This window comes from Shewanella mangrovisoli, from assembly GCF_019457635.1.
GTDB classification, from domain to species: domain Bacteria; phylum Pseudomonadota; class Gammaproteobacteria; order Enterobacterales; family Shewanellaceae; genus Shewanella; species Shewanella mangrovisoli.
This window is the reverse complement of record NZ_CP080412.1, coordinates 4,614,402-4,639,999: the sequence shown is the minus strand read 5'-3', so window position 1 is coordinate 4,639,999 and position 25,598 is coordinate 4,614,402. Positions and strand designations below refer to the sequence as shown.

At 46.3% G+C, this 25,598-nt stretch carries 18 protein-coding genes and 1 pseudogene; 6 read left to right on the top strand and 13 right to left on the bottom strand.

The features are described from left to right. Positions 1 to 75 precede the first annotated feature (75 nt). Entirely contained in the window at positions 76 to 921 is an 846-nt protein-coding gene (locus K0H60_RS20160; protein ID WP_220056850.1) for a 23S rRNA (adenine(2030)-N(6))-methyltransferase RlmJ, read from the bottom strand. A gap of 92 nt (positions 922 to 1,013) precedes the next feature. Further along, positions 1,014 to 3,278, bottom strand: coding sequence for a GGDEF domain-containing phosphodiesterase (locus K0H60_RS20155; protein ID WP_220056849.1), 2,265 nt, complete (start codon positions 3,276 to 3,278; stop codon positions 1,014 to 1,016). Between the two features lie 265 nt (positions 3,279 to 3,543). On the opposite strand from K0H60_RS20155, the gene K0H60_RS20150 reads away from it, so the two are divergent. After that, on the top strand, positions 3,544 to 4,293 hold the full coding sequence (locus tag K0H60_RS20150; protein ID WP_220056848.1) for a class I SAM-dependent methyltransferase: 750 nt from the start codon (positions 3,544 to 3,546) through the stop codon (positions 4,291 to 4,293). 328 nt (positions 4,294 to 4,621) lie between these two features. Here the strand turns inward: K0H60_RS20150 and K0H60_RS20145 are convergent. Next, positions 4,622 to 5,580 (bottom strand): annotated as a pseudogene (locus K0H60_RS20145) (integron integrase). Positions 5,581 to 5,914: 334 nt separating this feature from the next. Here K0H60_RS20145 and K0H60_RS20140 point away from each other — a divergent pair. Further along, entirely contained in the window at positions 5,915 to 8,080 is a 2,166-nt protein-coding gene (locus K0H60_RS20140; protein ID WP_220056847.1) for an HsdM family class I SAM-dependent methyltransferase, read from the top strand. Positions 8,081 to 8,082: 2 nt separating this feature from the next. Then, a complete protein-coding gene (locus K0H60_RS20135; RefSeq protein ID WP_220056846.1) occupies positions 8,083 to 9,585 on the top strand; it encodes a restriction endonuclease subunit S domain-containing protein in 1,503 nt (500 codons plus the stop codon). Positions 9,586 to 9,944: 359 nt separating this feature from the next. Here the strand turns inward: K0H60_RS20135 and cyoE are convergent, their stop codons facing one another. The 6 genes from cyoE to K0H60_RS20105 all read right to left on the bottom strand — a co-directional run bounded on the left by cyoE (position 9,945) and on the right by K0H60_RS20105 (position 15,374). Then, positions 9,945 to 10,877: a heme o synthase gene (gene cyoE / locus K0H60_RS20130; RefSeq protein ID WP_011718749.1), complete on the bottom strand. Its 933-nt coding sequence runs from the start codon at positions 10,875 to 10,877 to the stop codon at positions 9,945 to 9,947. Between the two features lie 13 nt (positions 10,878 to 10,890). Beyond that, complete coding sequence (gene cyoD, locus K0H60_RS20125) at positions 10,891 to 11,232, bottom strand: cytochrome o ubiquinol oxidase subunit IV (RefSeq protein WP_011718748.1); 342 nt, start codon at positions 11,230 to 11,232, stop codon at positions 10,891 to 10,893. Further along, positions 11,232 to 11,852: a cytochrome o ubiquinol oxidase subunit III gene (cyoC, locus tag K0H60_RS20120; protein WP_220056845.1), complete on the bottom strand. Its 621-nt coding sequence runs from the start codon at positions 11,850 to 11,852 to the stop codon at positions 11,232 to 11,234. The genes cyoD and cyoC overlap by 1 nt, the downstream gene beginning before the upstream one ends. A gap of 1 nt (position 11,853) precedes the next feature. Then, positions 11,854 to 13,833 (bottom strand): cytochrome o ubiquinol oxidase subunit I, encoded by a 1,980-nt coding sequence (gene cyoB, locus K0H60_RS20115; RefSeq protein WP_220056844.1) that lies wholly within the window; start codon positions 13,831 to 13,833, stop codon positions 11,854 to 11,856. A 2-nt stretch (positions 13,834 to 13,835) separates the two neighbouring features. Further along, on the bottom strand, positions 13,836 to 14,864 hold the full coding sequence (gene cyoA, locus K0H60_RS20110) for a ubiquinol oxidase subunit II (RefSeq protein WP_220056843.1): 1,029 nt from the start codon (positions 14,862 to 14,864) through the stop codon (positions 13,836 to 13,838). 189 nt (positions 14,865 to 15,053) lie between these two features. After that, the gene (locus tag K0H60_RS20105) at positions 15,054 to 15,374 is read right to left on the bottom strand and encodes a hypothetical protein (protein WP_011718744.1); all 321 of its coding nucleotides are present in this window, start codon (positions 15,372 to 15,374) and stop codon (positions 15,054 to 15,056) included. A 644-nt stretch (positions 15,375 to 16,018) separates the two neighbouring features. On the opposite strand from K0H60_RS20105, the gene K0H60_RS20100 reads away from it, so the two are divergent. Together K0H60_RS20100 and K0H60_RS20095 are read left to right on the top strand one after the other, a co-directional pair. Further along, complete coding sequence (locus K0H60_RS20100; protein ID WP_220056842.1) at positions 16,019 to 19,648, top strand: EAL domain-containing protein; 3,630 nt, start codon at positions 16,019 to 16,021, stop codon at positions 19,646 to 19,648. Positions 19,649 to 19,724: 76 nt separating this feature from the next. Beyond that, positions 19,725 to 20,201: a cytoplasmic protein gene (locus K0H60_RS20095; RefSeq protein WP_220056841.1), complete on the top strand. Its 477-nt coding sequence runs from the start codon at positions 19,725 to 19,727 to the stop codon at positions 20,199 to 20,201. 54 nt (positions 20,202 to 20,255) lie between these two features. On the opposite strand, the gene K0H60_RS20090 is transcribed toward K0H60_RS20095, so the two are convergent. The 4 genes from K0H60_RS20090 to K0H60_RS20075 all read right to left on the bottom strand — a co-directional run bounded on the left by K0H60_RS20090 (position 20,256) and on the right by K0H60_RS20075 (position 24,255). Next, positions 20,256 to 21,761, bottom strand: coding sequence for a DUF3300 domain-containing protein (locus tag K0H60_RS20090; RefSeq protein ID WP_220056840.1), 1,506 nt, complete (start codon positions 21,759 to 21,761; stop codon positions 20,256 to 20,258). 149 nt (positions 21,762 to 21,910) lie between these two features. After that, positions 21,911 to 23,275, bottom strand: coding sequence for an ATP-binding protein (locus K0H60_RS20085; protein ID WP_220056839.1), 1,365 nt, complete (start codon positions 23,273 to 23,275; stop codon positions 21,911 to 21,913). Beyond that, positions 23,268 to 23,951 (bottom strand): response regulator transcription factor, encoded by a 684-nt coding sequence (locus K0H60_RS20080; RefSeq protein WP_220054229.1) that lies wholly within the window; start codon positions 23,949 to 23,951, stop codon positions 23,268 to 23,270. The genes K0H60_RS20085 and K0H60_RS20080 overlap by 8 nt, the downstream gene beginning before the upstream one ends. Position 23,952: 1 nt before the next feature. Then, positions 23,953 to 24,255: a PepSY domain-containing protein gene (locus K0H60_RS20075; protein ID WP_011624537.1), complete on the bottom strand. Its 303-nt coding sequence runs from the start codon at positions 24,253 to 24,255 to the stop codon at positions 23,953 to 23,955. Positions 24,256 to 24,624: 369 nt separating this feature from the next. On the opposite strand from K0H60_RS20075, the gene K0H60_RS20070 reads away from it, so the two are divergent. Then, positions 24,625 to 25,569, top strand: a complete 945-nt coding sequence (locus tag K0H60_RS20070) for a choice-of-anchor H family protein (protein ID WP_220056838.1) — start codon at positions 24,625 to 24,627, stop codon at positions 25,567 to 25,569. Positions 25,570 to 25,598 lie beyond the last annotated feature (29 nt).

Sequence of the window (25,598 nt, the reverse complement as noted above, 5' to 3'; positions counted from 1 at the left end):
CTGAAAAAACAAAAGCAGCGTACCTAGGAGGTGACGCTGCTCTGCTACATGCGATGAGGACGCAATAGGATTTGCTTATTCGCCGACTTCCCATTTGACGATGACATTGCCATCCGCTTGGCCTAAGTTTTTGCCAAGATAGTCGAGCATGTCGGTCGCGATTTCATCCAGTTGCCAAGGTGGGTTAATCACCCATAGGCCTGCGGCTGTCATGCCAAATTCATTGGAGTCCGGTTTGATTGCCTGTTCGATACGCAGCTGGCGCTTAATACCGCTGCCAGCTAAGCGGGCAAGCATTTCTTCCGTCTGCGCGCGGTTAACTACGGGATACCAGAGCATAAATACGCCCGTGGCAAAGCGTTTATGCGCCTTGATTAAGGTCTCGGCGACCGTTTGATAGTCAGTCTTAATCTCATAGCTGGGGTCGACAAGCACCAGTGCGCGGCGCTCTAGTGGCGGTACCGCAGCAATCAATCCTTTAAGGCCGTCGCCCTTGATGACTTTTACCTGCTTATCCTGCTCGAAATACTCATCCAGCAGCAGATGATCGGTACCGTGCAATTCGTGCAGCAGCATACGATCCTTCGGCCCCAGCTCCATATCGATAATGGCGGGAGAACCTGGGTAAAAGTTGAGTTCTTCTGGATTGTCTTCGTTAAAGTGACGCACCGCATCCACATAATCCTGCAGAGATTTTGGCAGATCGGTTTTATTCCAAAGCTTAGCTACGCCTTCGAGGTATTCACCTGTCTTCTGGGCAAACTCATCCGTTAACGCATAACCACCCGCACCCGCATGGGTATCGATATAGACTAAGGGTTTGTCTTTCTTATGCATTAACTGCAAGGTTTGCAGCAAAATAGCGTGTTTCAACACATCGGCATAATTGCCGACGTGATAACCGTGGCGGTAACTTAACATGGAGGATCCTAGTTATTTGCAAACAATGCAAAGGGAGGCAAACGCATGTGGGCAATTATACCTAGGATGCCCTAAAGCGTAAAACGAATGCCTCAGTTAGCTGTTTTTTTCTGGGCTAACCAGTGGGTGGGTGTTTGCATTTGATAGGTTTTTAGCCACAGCGAGGCTGGTGCAGGTTTGCCAAATAAGTAGCCTTGGAACTGCTCACACCCTAGCGCCGTGAGTTGTATCAATTGGGTTTCTGTTTCAATCCCCTCGGCAATTACATTGAGTTTTAGACTCTTCGCCAACAGAATCGCCGCGTTGACTATTTGCGTATGGCGCTCGCTAATGCCGAGCTGGCTGACAAAGTAGCGATCAATTTTTATGGTGTCGGCACTGATATCGATCAGCTGGCTCAAGGATGCGTGGCCAGTCCCAAAATCATCGATAGCAATGGAAACGCCCATTCTCGCGAGTGTATTTAAGCGCCTGCCGGTTTCTTTGTGCGTAGAAAACACTGAGGTTTCGGTGATTTCAATTTCTAAAATTGGAATGAGTTCGGGATGGTTAATGTACGTCTGGATCAGCACCTTGAAGAAGCGATCCGACAGAATATCTTGTCCCGATAGGTTGAAGGCAATCTTAGTCATAGGCACATTTTTTGGCCAAGCACGGATCAATTGGAGTAATTGCCTAAACACTTTAATGGCGAAAATTGCCTGCAACTGCGATGACTCTATGATGGGGATAAAGGTGCTTGGCATAATCATGCTGTCGTCTTTGTCGAACATTCTGGCGAGTGCTTCGAAGCTGACAATATGGCCATCGGCTAACACTTTGGGTTGCAGCCACATTTCCAGTCGGTTGTGTTTTAGTGCGTCGCGGATTTTGCTTTCTTGCGAGGAGGCTTCAAGTAAATTGTTAATTAAACCAACGTAATACACCATAACTGGGTTAGCTTGGGTGGTTTGTTTAATGGCAATCAAGCATTGCTCTGCGGCTTGTTGTGGAGCGGATTTATTACCCGAACTACAACCAACGCGACACTCTAAATGGTATTCAATTTGTTGTTCTTGCTTTAGTTTTAAACTTGTGGGGATGCGTAGACGCAACTGTGGTGCGAGTGTCTCTGGCGAGATGAGTGGCTGTTCAGTGAGTTCCAGGGCGAAGGATGCCCCCCTAAAGCGGTAAATTTTGGCCTGATGGCCGAAGCGTTCTTTAAGCTCTAATGCAAAGGTTTTGAGGATAGCGTCTCCCACACTGATGCCAAAGGCGGCATTGATTTGGCTCAGGTTATCAATCTTAATCAAGGCCACAGTCATTTCTTGATGAATTGCACTGGGGGCCGGATTGTACCAATGGTTCTCGTTGGGTAAGCCCGTGACCAAATCATAAAAATGGGTGCTGATATGGTGTTTTTTGAGCCGATTGAGTTCGAGCTCATGGTTGGCTTGTGCCGTGATATCGTGGCAATGGAATAGCAGTGTATCGTGGTGCTCTAATGACGCTTTTTGCAGGAGGTATCGGCTGCTGTCATTATTTTTTAGACGGGTTTGAAATGAGGCGGCCAGCAAATTTATGTTGGTATCTTGGTCCACTGCAAAAATGTCACACAGGCGAGTGCGATTGAGCGTGACGTCCGCCGCGATTTGTTTCGCCGCATTATTCAAGTTGAGGATCACTCCATCTTCATTACAGAAGAAGGAGGCGGTGCCATTGTTGTCAAAGATTTCAGCATATTGATCCAAAGAGCGCTGTAATGCGTGCTGATGCTGGATCATTTGCTTCGCATGGACTTTTTGGGTTTTTAACAACCGCATGGCTGACAATGGGATGCAGATATTAAAAAACATAAACAACAGCCCATTGAGATAAGCATGGGTCGCGGGCAGGCTAATATCCACATCGACAATAGGCGGGAGATTTTGGTTACGCAGCAGCAATAAAAAAGGCAGCGTATTGAAGCACATCATCCAGAAGGCGACTTTTCTACCAAACAGGAAAAGCGCCATCAGTGGCAGCGTATACAGGAAGGTAATGCCCGCCTGCGACAAGGTAAAATCGGGAATAAACAACAGCATTGCCAAGCAGGCCGCTACCACCATGGCCAGCAAGCAGATTGAGCTCGCCAGTAAATATTGACGGGTGAACCATAACGCGAGGAATAATACGGTTAAAAAACTGACCGTAATGCCAATAATAAAGCTGAGATTGAGTTCATATGCGATCAATGAGCTGTGCAGCACTATGCTGGTGGTCAGAATGGCGCCACTCAGCAAAATAATCCGCAATAAACTGGTTTTTAATATGGTTCTATCGGGGTTTAAAAAATCTTGCTCCCTGATAAACAAAAAACCTTTCAGCCAGTTAAGCAAAAAATGTCCTTATTCCATACGGAAGTCGCTAAGGTTGACTGGGGATAAGAGATATAACATAAATTGCTTAACTGTCATACAAATAGATTATAATTTATATAAATCAGTAGATTACAATGTGATTCATGTTTGAGCTTATGTCGGATGAGTTAGACAAATTGACCAATAAGCAGAAACTCGCAAATAGGGGGATTTGCTTGCATGTTCATCAAGGCGGTTCTTTGGCATAATGGCCGCAATTTCTCCCCGTTAAACAGTGATCCCTTTGCCTATTCCAGTCTTTTTTAATCAGCAATTTCCAACTCTTGTGGACATTTGTGCCCGCTGGCAACTGGTGTTTGATGCCGATGCGCCATTTGAATTGCGTTTTGAATCAGACACCTTGACGCTACATAAGCGTGATGAACCTAAGCTCGATGGCATAGTGGTGGATTTTGTAACTGGCGCGGTTGCCCATAGGCGCAAGTTTGGTGGCGGTCGTGGTCAGTCGATAGCTAAGGCTGTCGGGTTAAAGCAGGGCGTTACGCCAAAAGTGGTCGATGGTACTGCGGGCCTTGGTCGCGATGCTTTTGTGCTGGCAAGCTTAGGTTGCACTGTGACTATGGTAGAGCGCCATCCTGTGGTGGCTGCATTATTAGAAGACGGTCTGCGCCGCGCCTATCAAGATACCGAAATCGGCGACTGGATGCGTGCACGTATGCAGCTTTTCCATGGTTCCAGCCTCGAAGCGCTTGCTAAGCTCGAGCAAGAGGTCGATGTCGTCTACCTCGACCCTATGTACCCTCACCGCGACAAATCGGCCTTAGTTAAAAAGGAAATGCGGGTCTTCCAAACCTTAGTCGGTGCAGACCTCGACGCCGATGGTTTGCTCGCCCCCGCCATGGCCCTAGCCAGTAAGCGTGTGGTGGTTAAACGCCCCGATTATGCCGAAGATCTAGCTGGGGTTAAGCCCAGCATGGCTATAGAGACCAAGAAAAACCGCTTCGATGTTTATGTAAAATCAGCAATGAAGTAGGCTATAAGCTGAGTATTAAATCTATATAGCTGTCGCTGAACCCATAGATTGACAAATTTAAAGCATATTTTGACATAAAATGGGGTTCTGTAATTTACAAATAAAACACAACACCAATTAAATTAATGAGTTACATTGGTGCTGAAGTGTTGTCTGACAAATCCATAAAAATAGAAGCAGTAATGCTTCTATTCAACCTCTTACTTCCAAAGTCTCTAACAAAGAAATGCCCCATTCCTCGTTAGCAAAGTAGTATCTAGCTCACTTTAACATCAGTATGTTGACTCAATTTTAGTAATGCTACAGAGTTACAAAAGGACTCTGACATTTATAATGTGTCTAACGGGCTAGTTGTTCCCGCAAAATGTTGGCCAAGTACATGTGTATAGATTTGTGTGGTACTAACGTCATTGTGGCCCAGTAACTCTTGAACACTTCTTATATCACGACCAGCTTGAAGTAAATGGGTTGCGAAGCTATGCCTAAACGTATGGCAGGTGACGCGTTTATTCATTTGAATATTACGCACGGCATTCCCGAGCGCTTTACGAATAACACTTTGATGTAAATGATGCCTGCAAAGTGTTCCTGTATAAGGATTGATACAGGTTGTGCTGGAAGGGAAAATAAACATCCACCCGTGTTGCCTAAACGCATTGGGATACTTACGTTCTAATGCATTTGGCAGAGATGGACCTATCCCTTGCTGGTTATCATTCTGTTGAATTTTAATAGCCTTTTCAATATATGTAGTGAGCTTTTCTGCGCATCTATGGCTGAGGATGGTTTGCCTATCTTTATGTCCTTTACCGTCTCTAACGGTCAGCGAAGCTCTCACAATATCAATATCTTGGATACGTAACCTGAGGCATTCTGAAACTCTTAGTCCACTACCATAGAGTAGTTCTATTATTAGCCTATCGCGGCCATCAAGTTCATTTAGTATTAGTGAGATTTCTGATGGGGATAACACTGTCGGTAAATGTCTCTGTTTAGTGGCATAGCAAAAACCTAAATCCCCAAGCTCATGGTGCAAATGCTTCTGATACAAATAGGCTAATGCGTTAAGTGCAATTTTTTGTGTGTTGATGGCCACATTTCGTTGATTGGCAAGGAAGGTTAAAAATTGTGTAACTTCTTCCGTTCCCATTGTTTCAGGGTGACGCTTGTTGTGAAAGTTAATAAAGGCCTTGATCCAATAGAGATAGGTTTTTCCGTTCTAATACTGTAACCACGCATACGCATTTCTTCTTGAAGGCCGCTTAGAAATGGGCTTTTTAGACTCATGATAACCCTCGCTCTTAAATACTGTTATTTTATACAGTATTGTTTAAAATTCCCGGATATCAAGGAAAATAGTGGAAAAATTTTGCGCGTTTGTACACGGACTAATTTATATAATTATTTTATTTCAATCAGTTATGTGCTTGCGATTTGAGATAATAGGTTTGGAAAACGCGCATGCGCGTTTTTCCAGATAGTATATTTAAAGAGAAGCTGATAAGTTATTTGCAATACAAGTAGTTAACTGTGCGCGTTTTTACTGGTCAAACGAGGTAAACGCGCATGCGCACTAATAAAATGTTAGGCAAAACATACATCCAGATAGAAGTAGATAAAAATGACATTTACAGAAGCAAAACACGAGTTTGACAATAAATACGGAACGGCAACAGAATACGACTGTTTCTTACCAGAGCATTTGACTTTTGGACGAAAGACCAATTTCAAAAAGAAGAACGGACAACCTAACGAACAATATTACAAGTGGCAATTCCTGTATTCTATTGTGCAATCAGGTCTTTTTGCCAAAGATTATATCGGGACAGAAGTTCAATTTCCGAAAGGCAACAAATCTTCTGCACCGCTCAAACTTGACGGAGCAATTTTTGACGACATTACTTGGTTTGACAAATACAAAGACTATCACGAAAACGGAAACAATGAGAGTTTAGAGTGGCTTCGTGAACATTTGATTGTTGCACTTGAATTTAAAAAAGAAGACAACAAAAATGTTGCTGATGTTTGGGACAAACAACTCAAAGCATATCTAAACGAAAGTCGCAGACCTTTTTGTTTGGCTGTTTTGTATGACACCGAAAGACTTTATTTATTCCGAAAGCACAACAATAAATTTTTACGATACAGCGAAGAGTTTAACACCAAAGGAGAAGAAAGCAAAACCAAAGAACTTGCCTTACACCTTCCCGACCCCTACATAAATCTTCCAACTTTTGAAGACTTATTAGAGTGGACAGAAACCTTTGCAATTGACCGCTCAAAAAGAGCCATCACCGACTTAGATATTATTTCAGGAGTTCATTCAACGCAAATCAATGATGCTATGAGTAGCATTTTGCGGACAATGGATAAAGTTGGAATGGTTAACCAAAAAGGATTTGAAATTCTTATCCAAATTCTTTCACTGAAAATTTATGATGAAAAAAGAAATGAAAAAACGCCAAAGCGTTTTTTAGACTTTTACATTACAGACGAAGAAAAAAATTTCAAAACTCTTGCAGATAAAGCACTTCAAGAATTTATCAAGCGTTTTAATGCGTTAAGAGATGAAGCAGCAGGAACTTACTATCGAATATTAAAAGACAATCCACTAAACGTAAAAAACGAAAATCATATCAAAGTTTTAATTGAAGTAGTTTATCAATTTCAAGATTACTCTTTTGTGCGCTCACATAAAACCGACCTTTACCAGTTGGTATTTTATAAGTTTGCAACACCATTTTCAAAAGATCAAAATGCTCAATTTGTTACACCACTTCCATTGATTGACTTTTTGGTAAACATTGTAAATCCGAGAAATGGTGAAACCATAATTGACCCAACCGTAGGAATTGCCGATTTTCTTTCCGTCTCCTACGTGAACTCAAATAGCAAGTTGGACGACAACAACATTTTCGGAATGGACATTGACGACCAAATGGTCATGCTTGCAACCTTGAATATGCTTTTGAACGGAGACGGAAACGCCAAAATAAAAGCAAAATCGGGTTACGGCTCTTTACTTTCTAAGTTTGACCACAAAGGTGACATTCTCGACCTTGTGCCGTCAATGAACCAAAAAGGGAATTGGGACGACAGACCAGATGATAACCAACTTAAAAAATTTGATGTAGTTTTAACCAATCCACCATTTGGCGAAGACCGTGCATTTGTGCCGAAAGACGACAAAGATTTGGAAATGATACAATGCTACGAGCTTTGGCACTTGTATAGCAACAAAGGCGAAGAGCAACCAACAGGCAAAAAGAAGAAAGCCGAAAAGCAAGCGAGCAAAATAGATTTAGGTGTAGTATTCCTTGAAAATGCTTACCGTATTTTGAAAGAAAACGGAAGGATGGGAATTGTTTTATCCAACTCAATTGCCAGTATTGACACTCATAAAATTGCCCGTAAATGGTTAATGGACAAAATGCGAATTGTTGCCATTTTTGACTTGCCAGCTAATGTATTTGCAGAGACAGGTGTAAACACTTCAATCATTGTTGCCTATAAGCCAAATGAAAAAGAATTAGCAAAACTGAAAGAGCAGAATTATCAAGTATTTTTCAAAGGCATTGAAAAAGTTGGATATGAAGTAAAGACCAGCAAACGAGTAAAATTCTTCTCACCAAACTATAAAATCAATTACGAGAACTTTGAAGTTGAGATTGACAAAGACGGACGAGCTTTACTTGATGAGGAATTTACAGAAACCGTTGCAGACTTTAAAAAATGGTGTTTAAGCCAAGAAAAACAATTACAGGATATTTTTATTAAGGCGAAGTAAGTATGAGCAATAGTTACGTTAGAACACCAACCGCAATTTCGTTTTCTCATATTGTAGAGAAAGACTTTACGCTTTCTTCTTCGCAGTATATGGATTTGGTAATGCCAAACCAAAACTTCCTTTATGTAAGGGATTTTCTTGTCAGGCCTTTACAACGTAAAGATTTAGGCGTAGAAGTAGGCTCATTGAATTATATAGGAAAATCAACTCATTATTTTTTAAGGACAAAAGCACTTCAACAGCATACATTTTCACCAGAAATAGCAAGCGAAACAGCATTACCAATAATGCCAAATTGCTTTGTGAAAATGAATTTGAAAAAAGGCGATTTGATTATTTCCAAAGACAGCAATATTGGAGAAATCGTGATTTTGGATAAAGATTATCCAAACTATATGCTTTCAGGTGCTTTATACAAATTGCCAGTTTCAGAAAAGAAATACTATTTGTTGGCTTTTATCAAACACAATGTTTTTCGGGAGCAGTTAGACTTTATGGTTCCCAAAGGGGCGACAATTAGACACGCAAAAACATTGTTCTTGGATTGTAAAATTCCAATGCCAAATCACAATTCAGATAACACAATCAAATTTGTTGAGATGCTAACACAAGCTATAATCAACAAAGAACAACTTATCAAGAATAGGCTCGAGAACATTTTAAATCTCATAGAACAAGAACTTTTATCTAATCAAAAGTCAAACAAGTTTAAGTTTGAATTGCCTAATATAAATGAAATTGAAAATATTGGGAGATTAGATACAAACCTCTATCGTGAACATTTCAAGAAAATTGTTTTTCAAATAGAGAACTACACAAACGGATTTCAGACCATACAGGAATTAGGTTTTTCGCTTTCACGTGGACAAAACTTACAAGTGTCAAATATTGGCGACAGTGTTTACAGTAAAAAGAAATACAACAGATTCTACACTTTGATGTTACCAAAGTTTCTTTCAAAATATGGAACTGTTGACAAAATAGAATATTTAGGAAACCCTAATTCATTAAAGACACTGAAAAAAGGAGATTTAATTTTTGGTGCAGAAGGTTTTGAAAAAGGTAGGTCAATCGTAATTATTGAAGAACAAGACAGAGTAATTACAAATATTCACGGTATAACAATTCAACAAGAAGAACACAACGTGAATAAAGCAATCTTTGCAAAGTGTTGCTTAGATTATTTTAGAAGTAAAGGGCTAATTGACCTTTATGCGGTTGGCGGAAATGGCGGGAGTTTGGCTCAAAAGTATTGGGACTTAATTCCATTCCCAAAATTTGACAAAAAGAAACAAGACGAGATTTCATTGCTTTATCACAACCCAAACAGCAATTACCAAGCAGAAACATTCACATTGGACAACTTTTTAGAGCAAGACAATGCTTTCAATGAAACGGCAGGAATTTATGAGTTGGACAAGACAGCCAAACAATTAAAAGAAATACTAAACAAAGCGATTGACGACATAGCAAACGACAGAGAAGTTTATATCGGTTTTAAATAAAATGCCTAACAAAAAATACAGCGGACGCAAAATGCCGCGCCGCTGATTTTGTCGTTAAACCCATAGAATTTTTAATCCGAAACTCAAAAATTAGAGTTGGGGATCTAACACGCTTTTGTCCCGAAGCGTGCTGAGTAAGGTTATTAAATCTACAGACAGGCTACGCTGATGCTAAACAGGTGAGCAAATTCCATGGGTCATCTATAACTCGTTGATTGAATTTAGAGCTTTTAGTCACAGGTAACTCAGTTGTTTTTCCATGCATTTTAACGCCCTCTTGTCCCTTAGTTATTGAGGATTAAGGCAATAAAAAAGCGCTAACCTAGGTTAGCGCTTTTGTTTTTGAATAAAGGTTATGTTTATCGCACTAAGGTAAACAGTGGGGTTTGACTGACCGCTTGAAAATCCAGCGCCATGGTTACACTGAGTGCTGTGATGGTAATAATTGAAAAACCAAACACTTGTCTGGCCCAACGTGGCATATCCACATCTTGACGATAACCTTTGAGGGCCATAGTTAGCCACCAGAGGCTGGTGGCACAGGTCACGGCCATAAAGGCGGTGCCTGTGTAACCTGCGAGTGGCAGCATGGTGCTGACCAAGGCGAACACTGCGATATAGAGCACTATATGGTGCTTCGCCTTGGCCATCCCTTCGGCGACGGGCAGCACGGGGATCTTCGCGGCTGCATAGTCATTAAAGCGGAAAATCGCGATGGCGTAGGAGTGTGGCATCTGCCAGAGACTGAACATCAGCAATAAAATCACTGCGCCCATATCCATTTGCCCCGTCACGCTGCAATAGCCCACCACGGGCGGTACTGCGCCCGAAAAGCTGCCGACTAAGGTGCCGTAAACCGAGTTTCGCTTCATATAGAGGCTATAAATCCCGACATAAACGACATAACCAATCGCGGCAAACAGCAGGGCTAAGGCATTGGTGAACAGGGCTAAGATGCCAAATCCAAGCACGCCTAAGGCGATGCCAAACAGCAAGACATGGCTTAGGGGGATTTCGCCCGTGACGGTGACGCGTTTGCAGGTGCGCTGCATTTTGGCGTCAATGTCACGGTCAATACAGTTATTAATCGCACAGCCTGAGGCGACGACTAAGGATAATCCCACTAAGCTTGCCAGCATCAAGACCAGATCCACATCGCCCTTCGCGGCCAATAGGAAGCCGCCAGCAACGGAAATCAGATTCCCGAAAATGATGCCAGGCTTAGTCACCTGTACATACCCTTTGAAGCGTGCTTTCCATTGCGTCGATGTCAATCTAGCTTGTGTGTTCATTTGCTGTGTCTCGTTACATCATCAAAGCGTTAGCTTCGAGAATGATCCATACCGACAAGCCAACCACCATCACGATGATCAGCGCGGTAAATAGGAAGGAGAAAGTGTTGATCTTGCCTTCCTTAGAGAAGTCCAAGTGCAGGAAGTACTTAAGGTGTACCAAAATCTGCACCAGTGCCGTGACAATAACGATGGCAAGCGTCGTCGATTGCTCGAAGTGATGGGTCATTACCGCCCAGAATGGGATGGCAGTTAACACCACTGACAGCACAAAACCGACTAAGTAGGACTTGATGCTGGCGGCCAGATCGTCTGCGCCATGGCTATGGTCATGTGATTGAGTATGTGCGCCCATTACAGTGCTCCCAATAAGTACACAACGGTGAATACGCAAATCCACACGATGTCGAGGAAATGCCAGAACAAGCTTAAGCAGCTCAGGCGAGTGATGCTGCGGTTGCCTAAGCCAGTTTTGGCGACTTCAATCATCATGATTGCCATCCAAACTAACCCAGCGGTCACGTGCAAGCCGTGCATGCCCACTAAGGTGAAGAAAGATGACAGGAAGGCGCTGCGTTGTGGGCCGTTGCCATGTTCGATCAGGTGATGGAACTCATAGACTTCCATGCCGATAAACACACAGCCCAGTGCAAAGGTAATGGCTAACCAAGTGAGGGTTGCCGCCTTGTTGTGGCGCTTAGCGAAAATCAAGGCAAAGCCATAGGTAATACTACTGAGCAGCAGGGCTGCGGTTTCGATCAGCACAAAGTCCAGTTCGAAAATGTCTTTACCCGAGACACCGCCGTCGGTGTTCATATAGAGCACGGCGTAGGTGGCGAATACCGAAGCAAACAGGATGCAGTCGGTCATCAGGTAGAGCCAAAAACCAAACAGGGTGTTGCCACCCGTGTCATGGTGCTCGTGGTGCTCCTCGGCGTGAGCAACTTCTAAATCAGCTGGGATTGCAACACTCATATCAGCCCCTTACTACATTGTTTAAGTGAGCATTTTCAATGCGTGCCACTTCATCGGGTTGAACGTAATAGTCGACATCGTTGTTATAAGCACGGAATAAGAACACGATAAACGCGCCCACCATGCCCACAATCGCGAGCCACAGAATGTGCCAAATCGCAGCAAAACCAGCGGCAGTAATGCCCAGCGCCATTAAGATCCCGCTCGGGGTATTCTTCGGCATATGGATTGGCTGATAGTGTTTGAGGCGTTGATACGCGGAGCCTTTTTCTTTGGCATCGGTAAAGGCATCGATATCAGATACTTGTGGCAACTTAGCAAAGTTGTAGAACTGTGGTGGTGAGGCGGTTGACCATTCCAGCGTGTGGCCATTCCATGGGTCGCCCGTGGTGTCACGGTTTTGGTCGCGGTCACGGATACTCACGTACAGCTGCACGAATTGCAGAATGATACCGACCATGATGATGCAAGCACCCACGGCAGCGATATAGATCCACATGTTCCATGCTGGGTTATCGATGTGGTTGATACGGCGAGTCATACCCATAAAACCGAGTACATACAGCGGCATAAAGGCCACATAGAAACCAATTTGCCAGCACCAGAATGAGGCTTTACCTAAACGCTCATTTAAGTGGAAACCCGTCGCTTTCGGGAACCAGTAAGCAAAACCGGCTAAGTAACCGAACACGGCACCACCGATAATGGTGTTATGGAAGTGAGCGATCAGGAACAAGCTGTTGTGCAGTACGTAGTCGGCGCCAGGTACGGCCAATAACACGCCCGTCATACCACCAATGGTGAAAGTCACCATAAAGCCTAAAGTCCACAGCACTGGCACAGTTAAGCGCAGGCGGCCGCGGTAAATAGTGAACAACCAGTTAAACAGTTTTACCCCAGTCGGGACCGCAATCACCATGGTCATCACACCGAAGAAGGCGTTGACGTTGGCGCTCGAGCCCATGGTAAAGAAGTGGTGTAACCACACGATAAAACCGAGGATCGAAATCGCGCCACTGGCCCATACCATGGAGGAATAGCCGAACAGACGCTTAGAGGTAAAGGTTGAAATCACATCCGAGAAGATACCGAACGCAGGTAAAATCAGGATGTAAACTTCAGGGTGACCCCAAGCCCAGAACAGGTTGATATACATCATGGCGTTACCACCACCATCATTGGTGAAGAAGTGGAAACCCATGTAGCGATCGAGTGTTAACAGCGCTAAAACCGCAGTCAGGATCGGGAACGATGCCACGATCAGGATGTTGGCCCAAGTACAAGTCCAAGTGAAGATGGGCATTTGCATCAGCTTCATGCCTGGAGCGCGCATCTTAAGCACAGTCGCGATAAAGTTGACCCCGGTTAAGGTTGTCCCTATCCCCGAAATCTGTAGTGCCCAGATATAGTAATCGACCCCGACACCCGGACTGTAAGCCAGCTCAGACAACGGCGGGTAAGCCACCCAACCGGTACGGGCGAATTCACCTAAACCTAATGAAATATTGATCAGCACGGCACCAGACGCGGTTAACCAGAAGCTGAGGTTGTTCAAGAAGGGGAAGGCAACGTCGCGGGCACCGATTTGCAGTGGCAGCACTAAGTTCATTAGACCGATCATAAATGGCATCGCCATAAAGATAATCATGATCACGCCGTGGGCAGTGAAGATTTGGTCGTAATGTTCTGGCGGCAGATAACCTGCGGCGCTATTGGTGGCCAGTGCCTGTTGGGTACGCATCATGATGGCGTCGGAGAAACCGCGGATCAACATGATGAAGGCAAGCACTATGTACATGATACCGAGGCGTTTATGGTCAACCGAGGTTAACCAGTCGTGCCAAAGCACGCCCCATTTTTTGTGTTTAGTGATCAAGGCTGCGACGTACAGGCCTATCACGGCAACAACCGCAAGGGTCACCATGATGATAGGCTCATGATACGGGATCGCATCTAAGCTTAATTTACCGAGAAAAGACATGATTACTCCGCCTCCACTTGGTGAGTGGATGAGTGTTCTGTTGATGAAGTGTCAGAATGGGTTGAGCTTTCCATGTCGGCCATCTTCTGTTCGCTCGCCATATGCGCCATATCGTGGTGCATGCCAGCCATATTGTGGTCGGTACCCATGTGTTCCATACCTTCATGGCCTGCCATGTTCTCATTTGAGTCCATGTGCATGTATTGCATAACGATTTGATCGAACATGCCGCGACTAACTGAGCCAAAGTATTCAACAGGATTGTTTTCACTCTTCTGTGCTAAGGCTTGGTAAGTTGCAGAGTCTAAGGTCTTAGTCGCCTGTTGTTTGGCCTTGGCTACCCAAGCATCGAAGTCGGCTGCCGTTGGCGTGGCAATGGCTTTAAACTTCATGCCCGCAAAACCTGCACCGCTATAGTTAGCGGAAATACCGTCATAGGTACCGGGTTCGTTGGCAATCAGGTGCAACTTAGTCGTCATCCCTGCCATGGAGTAGATTTGGCTACCTAACTGCGGGATAAAGAAAGAGTTCATAGCGGTATCAGAGGTGATCTTAAAGTTCACTGGTACATTCGCAGGGAACGCCAGCTCGTTTACCGATGCAACACCTTGTTCTGGATAGATAAACAACCATTTCCAGTCCATAGAAACCACTTCAACCGTAATCGGCTTGGCGTCGTGTTCGAGTGGTTTGTAAGGGTCGAGATCATGGGTTGAACCCCAAGTGATCACGCCTAAAATCACGACGATCACAATCGGCACAATCCAAACCACGGTTTCAATCGCACTTGAGTGGGACCATTTAGGAGCAAAAACCTCATGATCTCGGCCATCGCGGTATTTCCATGCGAAGAACAAGGTCATGAAGATCACGGGGATAACCACAATCAGCATGAGTAGGGTAGCGATGATGATCAGGTGCTTTTCATCGACACCGATCTGGCCCTTGGGATCCAATACGCCGCCATCACAGCCTGCGAGCATCAGGGCAAGCGCCGCGAATGCTACTTTACTTAAATTTCGAATTAACAAAGGAAGATTCCTCTAACCCTAAGGTTTACAACTCTGCCCAGAGAGATAGGCAGTAGCATTGAGCGGCGTTATCCGAAGGCAAATCCGAAAGTGGCTCGAGCGCGGCACAAAAAATGCCTGCCACCCCAATACGAGATTGAGGATCGACTTTCAGCGCTTAATGCTAAATTTGAATTTTAAAACAGAGAGTTACAATGGGGGGGCGCGACAACCGTGCGCAAGGTGCTCGAGGGATTTTAGCCTTGGGGGTGCTAAAAACTGGCCAGCATTAGTGAGGTCTAAGCTGTTGAAAAACTTAAAGCCATTGTCGAACAGATTCCACAATTGCTTAATTATCTGGGGGTTGAGCAGCAATACGCTCAGTAGCGTGGCGCCGAAGAACTCAATTAAAAAGCCATCGCTTAGGGTGATTAACTCGCCAATATCGATACAGCCACCAACCATCACCGACACTAGGTCAGCAGCGGGCAGCACAAACAGTAACCCAAAGAGTAGGGTTAGGTTTGTCATACTGAAGTGGGAGAACCTCGCAACGAGATTCAATCCTTCAGCGATAAATTGGCTGAGTGCGAATTTCAATTAACAGGTCCGGCTGAACGGGAGGAAATCGTTGGCTGAATAAAAATTCAAGCTGCAACTTTTTTGTGCGGGCGGGAGGATAACAAGAAGCGGGGATTGATTGAAAGTGGATCACTGGCTCAAAACGGCTTTTGCATTAAAAAAACCTTAATTAAAACTAAATTTAAACACTTCATTAACCAATTTAACTGAATTTATATCGATTACACTCGCAAAAAATAGGGTTAATGTGAGCTGAATCAGAAAATGCCTTGGGTTAAATGTGAACAGTTTTAGGCAAGTTTTGATGGCTTATCCAGCGGATTTTGTCGTCTGTCTTGGCTAAAATTAGCGATAGCTTATTTAGATTGAATATGAAATGTTGAGCCGTCATCAAGGCTGTAGAAGGTCGATGGCTTTCGTACCTAGTCGGCGAAATTGGCGCGAGTTTACCAGATAGATGCCTGCAAAAAGAACCTCCACAAGCCGATTTTTAGGGGACTTTTCAATACAGAGTCTGTTATCAGCTTGAGATTGATTTGCGGATTAAGGCATTATGGTGCCTGTCTGAGTTCCAGCTTAGTAATAAAAAGGGATTGTATATCAAAGCATTTGCTCATTATCTTAAGGTCAATATCCTCATTGCCTTGGCCTATTTTGTCGTTGGCAAAATAGGCTTGTTGATTGCCCTACCGCCAGGTTACTCGGCCGCCATCTGGCCCGCGTCGGGGATTGCCATCGCCTCCTGCATTATGTGGCGCCAATATGCCCCTTGGTTTGGGGTGCTGCTTGGCTCTTGGCTGATTAATATCAATATCGGCGGAGCGCTTCACTTCGGTTGGCTGCCCTTAGCCATTGCCTCTGCTTCGAGCTTACAAGCCTATGTTTCGGCCAAGGTGATCCGTCGTATCGACCCCGTTTTCACCTTAGATAAACCCAACACTGTGATTAAATCCTGCCTCAGCCTCGCGCTGACCTGCATGATTGCCACTTTGTTTGCAAATGCCGCCTTGGTGGTCCACGGCACCATTCCGCTCAAGGATGCCTTGGGAAGTACGGTTAATTGGTGGATTGGTGACTTACTCGGGGCGGTGATCTTTATTCCGCTCACTATGTTGATCTTCGATCAGCGCTCAATTTGGCGTTCGAGGCGTGTTCAGACAGGACTGCCGCTGTTGGTTGGTTTTTTATTCTGCGTCGGGATTTATTACTACTCGGATATGAACCAGCGGCAACAACTGCAAGATAAGTTTCAAATCCAATCCAATGCCATTATCAGCAGTGTGGAGAGTTTCCAAGAGTCTAACTTACAGCAAGTGATTGCCTTGGCCAGCCTGTTCGATAATAGCGAACAAGTGTCCGAGGATGAATTTATTCAGTTTGGTAAGCGTAACCAACTGCAACTCGATGGTTTTCGGGCCTGGGCTTGGTCGCCACTGATTGCCGCGAACGATAAAGACAGTTTCGAGACCGAGACCAGCACCGAGCTCGGTGAGCCCTATAAGATTAGATACTTAGAAGGCGGTGCACCGAATGCCGACGGTTGGCTGGTGCCCGTTAAGTTTGTGCAACCTATGAATACTAGCCGCGCCGCACTCGGGTTAGACATCAATGGCGAGCCCTCAAGGGCGGCTGCGATAGCAAAAGTGCGCGCGACCCTATCACCTGTGATGACGGGTAAAATTCAGCTGGCGGAAGATCCTAATGGTCCTGGTGGTACTCTGTTCCTCGCGCCCGTATTCGACCGCATAGGCAATATCGTCGGCTTTTGTTCGGCGGTGATCGATCTGCAGTCGATTATCAATGAGGTCGAGCAGGTCAAAGGCTTGCATTGGCGCCTGACGGACATGAGCGCCAATGGCGCCTTGCTTTACGCCAATAGCCAGAAGACGTTTCCTGATTTTGAAGGCAATATCCATAGCGACAAGATGGGCCAGTACTTTCAGGCGAACCTCATGCTGGCTGACAGGCACTGGCATATAGTGATCTATGAATCCTATTCCTCCTTGATGGGGGATACTTTTAGCCTGTCGCTGCTGATGTTACTGCTCGCCTTTATTACCTGCGCCGTAGTTGGCGGTATGACCTTAGTTTCATCGGGAGAGCGCCACCGCATCGCCGAAAAGGTGGCTGAAAAAACCATGGCCCTCTCGAAGGAAATTGCCCGCAGCCAGACCTTCCAAGCCACCTTGATGGAGAGTGAGCAAAGGTATCGCACCTTATTCGATAAAGCCCCCGTTGGGCATGCCTTAAAACGGTTAGAAGACGGGCAGTTTGTCGCCATCAACCAAGCCTTTATGGAGATAACCGGTTACACCCTAGAAGAGTTGCAAGCCATAGACCCATGGGAACTCACCCCCATTCGTTATCAGTCGAGTGAAACCGAGCAGCTCGAACGCCTCAAGCAAACCCGTCGTTATGGCCCCTATCAGAAGCATTATCGCCATAAAGATGGTCAGCTAGTGGCCGTGAGGCTGAATGGTTCCCTAGTCACCGCTGCCAATGGTGAGCAGCTGATCCTGTTTATTGTGGAAGACATTACCGAGCAGGAACGCACAGTTGCACGGGTTAACCTCTTAGCTCAGGTGTTCCAACAAAGTGGTGAAGGCATCACCATCATGGACGCCAATGACATCATAGTGGATGTGAACAGCGCCTTTACTCAGATCACTGGCTACTCAAGGGACGAGATTATCGGTAAAAATTGCCGTTTCCTCGAGGCCGAGCGCACCGACCGTAGTATCGATGCACAGGTGCGCGCCGCCCTCGAACAGACCGGATTCTGGCAGGGGGAAGTGTGGGACAGACATAAAGAGGGCTTTGATTTCCCGAAATGGTTAATGATGTCGATAGTGCGGGATGAGACGGGCGCGATTAGCCATTACATCGGCAGTTTTACCGATATCAGTGAGCGTAAGGTGAATGAGGAGCGTATCCACTTTTTAGCTCACCACGATTCGCTAACCTTGCTGCCGAATCGTTTGAGCCTGCAATCGCGTTTGGAGAAAGTCTTTCAAGAGGCATTTATCTCCAAAACTCAGATCGCCGTGATGTTTATCGATATGGATCATTTCAAAAATATCAACGACACCTTGGGCCACCATGTCGGTGATATGTTGTTGCTCGAAGTGGCGCGGCGCTTGAAAAATATTATGGGCAATGACGATATCGTCGCGCGTCTCGGCGGCGATGAGTTTGTGGTGGTGTTGTCCGATACGGATCACGATAGAGTCGCTAAGGTGGCAGAAGCGCTACGTAGCGGTTTGAATCAAACCTATCTTATTGATAATAAGCCATTACACTCATCGCCGAGTATTGGTATTAGCCTGTTCCCAACCGATGGTGACAGTGTTGAAGCGCTTATGAAAAATGCCGATATGGCCATGTATCGTGCTAAGGCGGCGGGACGTAACAACTACCAGTTTTTCACCGCTGCGATGAACACCTTAGTGACTGAGCGCCAGCAAATCGAAACAGGGTTAAGGCAGGCGATAGCCTGTAATGAACTGCTTCTACATTACCAACCACAGGTGGATATCAGTTCCGGGCAAGTGGTTGGGGTCGAGGCGCTGATCCGCTGGCAACATCCGGAATTAGGGTTAGTCGCGCCCGATCGTTTTATCCCGATCGCCGAAGAAATTGACATGATCATCCCCATCGGCCAATGGGTATTAGAAAACGCATTAGCACAGCTGGCCGAATGGCGTGACAAGGGCGCTAAAGGATTGCGGATGGCGGTTAATCTCTCGGCGCATCAATTACGTAAAGACACCATAGTCGCGGATATTATCAACGTGCTTACCAAGCATAAGTTGGGCAAGGGGGCGCTCGAGCTTGAAATTACCGAGAGTGTCGCCATGCAGTATCCCGAGCAAAATGCCAAGTTACTGGCCGAGTTGCGCCAGCATGGCATCGAATTGGCCATCGATGACTTTGGGACGGGTTATTCATCACTCTCTTACTTGAAGTTATTGCCCTTAGACAGGCTCAAGTTAGACCGATCCTTTGTGAAGGATATTGAGAGCGATCCGAACGATGCCGCCATCAGCGCGGCGACGATTTCAATGGCACATGAGTTAGGGCTGACAGTGGTGGCCGAAGGGGTCGAGAATGAGGCGCAACTGGTGCTGCTCTCGAGCATGGGCTGCGATTTAGTGCAGGGATATTATTTTAGTAAACCACTGGCTGCCGATGACTGTTTCCGCTTTATCGAGCGCAATTTTTAGGCCGTTTTTTTATCCATTTAGAACTATACTTGGCTAAATCCGGCGATGGAAAGATGGATAAACTAAGGACGGCGTCATGCAAGTTATCTTCACCAAAGGTTCGAAGCGTTACGGGCAATTGCGTTGTGTGCGCATGGATGGCAGCGAGACCCAGACTCAAATGCCCGAGCAGGGGATAGCACCCCACGATATGATCCACTATGTTGTTGAAAAACGTCTGCATATTCAGGGGGCATTTTTTGCCCAAGTGCGAGCGGGGGCCGATATTAGCTTCTCTCTCGAACATAACGAAGCCTCCTTAGCCGTCGCAGATAAGACCTTAATTTGGCAAACCGAGTCGATTGTCGAATCCCTGCAATCCCTACTATGGTCCGCCGATACACCGACCTATGCTGGGTTTTTATACCTGTTAGAGCAGAGTTGCAGTAACCGTAAACTCGCGTTGCCCGAGGTCTCTCAAACGGACTTTGAGCATATTATCAATGAGATAATGGATCTAACCCTCGAATGGCAGGGCATGGGAGAAGGCCAGTCCTTGACCTTAAAGTTTTAAGCTGTTGAACATAAAAAAGAGCGCGAATTTTCGCGCTCTTTTTATTGGTAAAGATTATTCCCGGTGGCGGCGCTCTTGGCTCTGCGCCGATCTGCCTTGGTTATGCTCAGGGCTGCGGGCCATCTGCATATTTTGGCGTGGCTCGCTCTGCCTAACTCTCGTTTCTTCCCGCTGTCTTGGCTGCACTTGGCGGGGTTGTTCAATGCGCTGCGGTTCGGCGCGTCTCACCTCGGGGCGAGTTTCCTGCCTCTGTGGCTGAGTACGGGTCTCAACGCTGCGCGGCTGCTGCTCTCGAGTCTGATACTGGCGTTGTGGACTCTCCTTAGCTTGCTCCCTCGTCGCTTTTGCCTGCATTTGCCTTACCTGATTATCATTGCGGACATTGTCGTTACGCTCTCTTTTGTAACCGTCCTTGTTCGCTTGCGCAGCGTTTGTCGGTGTCACGCGGCGCTCTTTTAACTCGGCCTGAGTGTTTTGGTAACTGGGCGTACGCTCGCGGCTGTAGTGATTATCGCGGCTTACGTTGTTGCCTCTGTCCTTATCTTGGCGCTTGTCATAGTTCTTGTTGTCGCGGTTATAACGTGCGTCTTGATGTTCCCGCGATTTCGAGTATTGGCTGGTAAAGTGTTGACCACTGCCAGTGGAGTGAGAATCGCGGCCACGGAACTTGTTGTCACCGTAGTAGCGTTCTTTCACCACGGGATTATGGTACACCACGCCGCGTCTATGCTCGGGCTTATGCTTCCAAGGTTGAGCACCGTAGCTGACTGAGTATCGCTCCCTTGGGCGATAATGGTGGGAGTGACGGTGATCGACAACGACAACTCTGTGGCTGTGCCAATGGAACGAGCTAAAGAAGTAGTTGAAGGAAATATGGATCCCGGGTGACCAGTAAAAGTAACTATGACTTGGGCGGTAAGGGTAGCCCACATAACCACCGAATTCCCAATACACGGGGGGATAGGCCACGCCCCAGCGCCAAGTGCCGTAAACCACGCGGGGATCATAGTAGGGCACATATACTACTTCGCGGCGTGCGGGCTCTATGATGATTTGGTTGTTGGCACGGGTCACCGCCATATTGTCCATATTGGTCAAGCTGTTGGCTTTATCCGCTTGTTGTCTGAGCGACTGGATGCCGTCCATTACTTGGCCTTCATCGGCCAAGAAGGCTTCGCCGAGCTTCTGGGTCCAATCTAAGTCTTCGCTCATTTTTTCTAAGACGTTAGGGAACGCCATCAGGGCTTTAACACTCGGATCCCAGTCCTTGTCTTCGGTGCGAGACATCACCTCGTCGGTCGATAGCTTAGGATTATCCTCTAACCAACGCTGCGCTTGTACCACTTCGAGTGGATAGGTTGAGGCGATCAAAATATGGCTCAATAAACTATCGGGATAGAGTGCAATGGGCGCAAGCATCTGTTCGAGTTCGGCTTGGCTCAATGAAGCACTTGAACCTTGGCTGACTGATACGCCTTCGGCTTGAGTTGGCGCGGTGAAAGGCAAGGTCATTAATGCCGCCGATAACACCAGCCATTTCCATCGATGTAATCTGTTCATGGTTCGCTCCAATAATCCTATTTGAGGATGTTATTGGCATCATAGGCGCGTGAATATGAACATAAGCTGAAAGTATTTTGTAGGGTAAAAAGAGTATTGCAGCGCCATTCTCAGCTTAAAAATTAACTATCTTTATGAAAAATTAAAGATTAAGCCGAGTGAGTGAAGTTAACGGTAAACTTGGCGCCGCCTAAGTTTTCTGAACGGGATACAGAAATGCGGCCGTTATAGCTATCCACTAAATCGCGGACAATCGCTAGGCCAATGCCGTTGCCTTGGCGGTAAGAATCGGCGCGGATCCCACGCTCAAATATTTGAGTTTGCAGGGCTTCGCTGATCCCAGGACCATCGTCCTCAATACAGAGCTGTAACTGATAGGCATTGCCTGTGACGGTTAATTTGACCTGTGACTTGGCAGCCTTACAGGCATTATCGAGCAAGTTACCTAAAATTTCGGTGAGATCGGCCTCATCGCCCTTAAATACGGCCTGTGGGGCCATTTCACCACTGAGATCTATCTGCGGTTCTCGATAAATCTTGGCTAAGGTGCGAAGCAATTTGGCGCCAACCTCATCCACCTTAATCCCTAAGTGCCATGATGCCGATGCTGCCGTTTGGGCGCGTTTAAGCTGATGACTGATGATGCGACTGATATTCGACACTTGCTCGCTCGACGCCTCGCTTAAGTCTGCTTGGCTCTTAATCACAGCGAGTGGTGTTTTTAAGCTATGGGCCAAATCCGCAAGAGCATTGCGATAGCGTTTACGCTGGGTTTGCTCGGTATTGAGCAGGATATTCAATTGCCGCGCGACTTCCTGCAACTCGCTCGGGTACTGGCTACTGAGCTGGGTCGATTTACCCTGTTCGACATCGTGCAGTTCTTGGGTAAAGCGTGCCAGCGGTCTAATAGTCCAAATCAACCAACTCAACTGAAACACCAGCATGACTAGGATTAAGATCAACAACCAAGTCCAAAGCTGTTGATTAAACTGGGCAATTTGCTGTTGAAATTCCAACTCATCCTTAATGATATGGATAGTCACAGGCACGTTTTCGTTCAGGCTGGCAAAGCTGACGCTAAAGCTGTAGATAAGATGCGGCGCACCATCGAGGTCGATTTGCTCAAATGCACTCTTGCCCGTGGGAGGAATCGTAAAATGCTCTGGCGGCGTGATGCCCATAAAGGATTGCGAATGCCAGACTATGTTCTGCTGATGCTCGGCATTCTCTGTGGTGGCAATGGCATAGAGGCCCGATTGGATCAGGTTAAAGCGGTTTTCGAGCACTAATTCGGGGATAAAAATCCGTTTGTTTTCGACCTCTGTCACCGCTAATACCGAATACACATAGGCGCTCAGCTCGTTTTTGGCGGCGCTTTTTACTTGTTCGGTAAAGGCATCATTGAGGGCGACCCCAATCAGTGGCAGTAATACCAAAATAAACAGCAGCGCGCTGAGGACGAGCCGAGTTTTGAGGGAGTTTAATAACTGCCATGCAAGCGCACGTTTACTCATCTGGGGAGATGACTCTTAAGCGATAACCTTGGCCGCGCAGGGTTTCGATCAGATTGTATTGGTTATCTGGGTCGAGCTTTTTGCGTAAACGGCGGATAAAGACTTCGATAACGTTGGAGTCGAGGTCAAAATCCTGATCGTAGATATGTTCGGTGAGCGCGGTTTTTGACTTCACCTCGCCCTGATGCAGCATAAAGATTTCGAATAGCTTGTATTCAGAGCCGCTTAGGGTGACGAGTTCATCCCCTTTACGCACCTCTAAGCTACTGGTATTTAAACTAAAGGGACCGTTAGTGATCACAGGACTCGCCTTACCGGCCGAGCGGCGGATCAAAGCTTTGAGTCGAGCCACTAATTCTTCGGGATGAAAGGGCTTGGTGAGATAGTCATCGGCACCCGCATCGAGTCCCTCGACTTTATCCTGCCAGCTGTCGCGCGCGGTTAAGATCAAGATGGGGAACGCGCGTTCCTTTTGGCGCACGCGGCGAATCAGGCTAATGCCGTCGAGTTTAGGTAAACCGACATCGATAATCGCGGCATCATAATTATATTCAATGGCTTGGAATAAGCCTTCTTCACCGTCGCTGGCGACATCTATGCTGTAGTGAGCATCGAGCAAGTGCTGTTTTAAGTTGGCTTGAAGTGCTAAATCGTCTTCAACGAGTAAGAGTCGCATATTAATTCCTCGACACGCGCCCAGTGGCGGCATCCACCGAAACAGAAAAGACTTGGCCATCGTTATTGAGGATTTTGACTCGGTAGCCCGAACCACTCGACTGCACGCTGAGCACTTTTCCTCGATATTGACGTTGCGCCATGGCCACGGCTTGATCTGGGCTATTCACCACTAGGCGGCGCTGTTCATTCTTCACGCCTTGGCCGCGCGATTGATTACGATCATCGTGTTTATCATTGCCCGCCATGCTGCCAAAGGAGGTGCATAAGCAAGCGACTAGGGTCAGTGTCAAACCAAGTTTCATATCTGTTACCCGCGCATGTTCGGCGATCTTAAGTGAATAGCTAGATGGATAGCTTATCGAGTCGACTAAGAATACCTCATCACCATAACAAACACATAGAGATCAGCCAATTGGTAAACACAATTCCTTTAAAATTCACTGTGATTCAGGTGAAATCGATTTGTAAATTACCGCCTGAACCTATTTAGCGCCCACGAGTCATATCCAGTGTTCGTGTGACATATTAGCAGTGTTAACCAAAACAGATGAATTGAGGCTGAACGGCATTTTTGCTCGCAAAAACGGCAGATTTTAATGTTCAGCTTATGTTCACCTTGAGTGCCCTCTAATGTCACCAATTTGAACGGATTATCCAATGGGGTATTCAAGATGAACGCACTCAATAAACAAGGTATGGCTACCACCACAAACACCGCTTTCGTTAAGGCGATGGCATTGGCAGGCGCATTACTGACATCATTCGTGGTAAATGCAGAATCCTCTGATGAGCCAAACCTAGCGCCTTTTAGTGCGGCCAGTATCGGGATAGCGAAAAAAGCCGATACCGAGCAAGCCGCCGCGCAAGAGCAACAAGCCTTAAGCCTACTGCAACAGGCTGCACCTGCTCAAACAGTGGGGGAAGCCGCTGCGGCTGCGGTCAAATCTTTAGCGCCGTCGTTATCGGCGAAAAGCCCGAGTGCTCATCGCGTGCAATTGATGGGCGCGACTCCGATGACTCGCGAACAAGTGATTGCTAAGCACACGAGTCAGCCTATCCCAAGCTCGAGTGCGACCAGTGAAGATCCTTACCGTGCGCCCGTGTATCACAGCTTTGCGATTTTTGATGCCAGCAGCCGTTTGTTTGAAGACTTTGATTACGATGGTTTTTATCAAACCTTCAGCGTGACCTTCGATGTGGATGTGTTTGGCTCATATCTTAATGAACGCGCCGATCTGTTTGCCGAGTTGTACCTCAGTCGTAACGGTGGCCCTTGGGTGCATTACTACACCACGGACGTGTTTACCATTTACGGTGACTCGACGCAGGACGATTACGAAGTGCTGACGACTCTCTACACTGGCTATCCAACGGATCACTACGATGTATTAATCGATGTTTATGAAGTGGGTTATAGCGATATTGTCGCCACCATTAGCGCCGATGACACCGATGGCTTATATGCCTTACCGCTGGAAAGTAGCGACCGTGACCGTGTTGACGAAGTGATTGTGGTGGAAGAAAGCGGCGGCACATTGTCTATCTTTGCCTTGCTTGGCCTTGGGTTGTTCGCTGCACTTCGCAAGCGAGAAAAATGGATTAATACTCTGAAATAAACTCTTATGTAAGACCAACAGGGTTATAC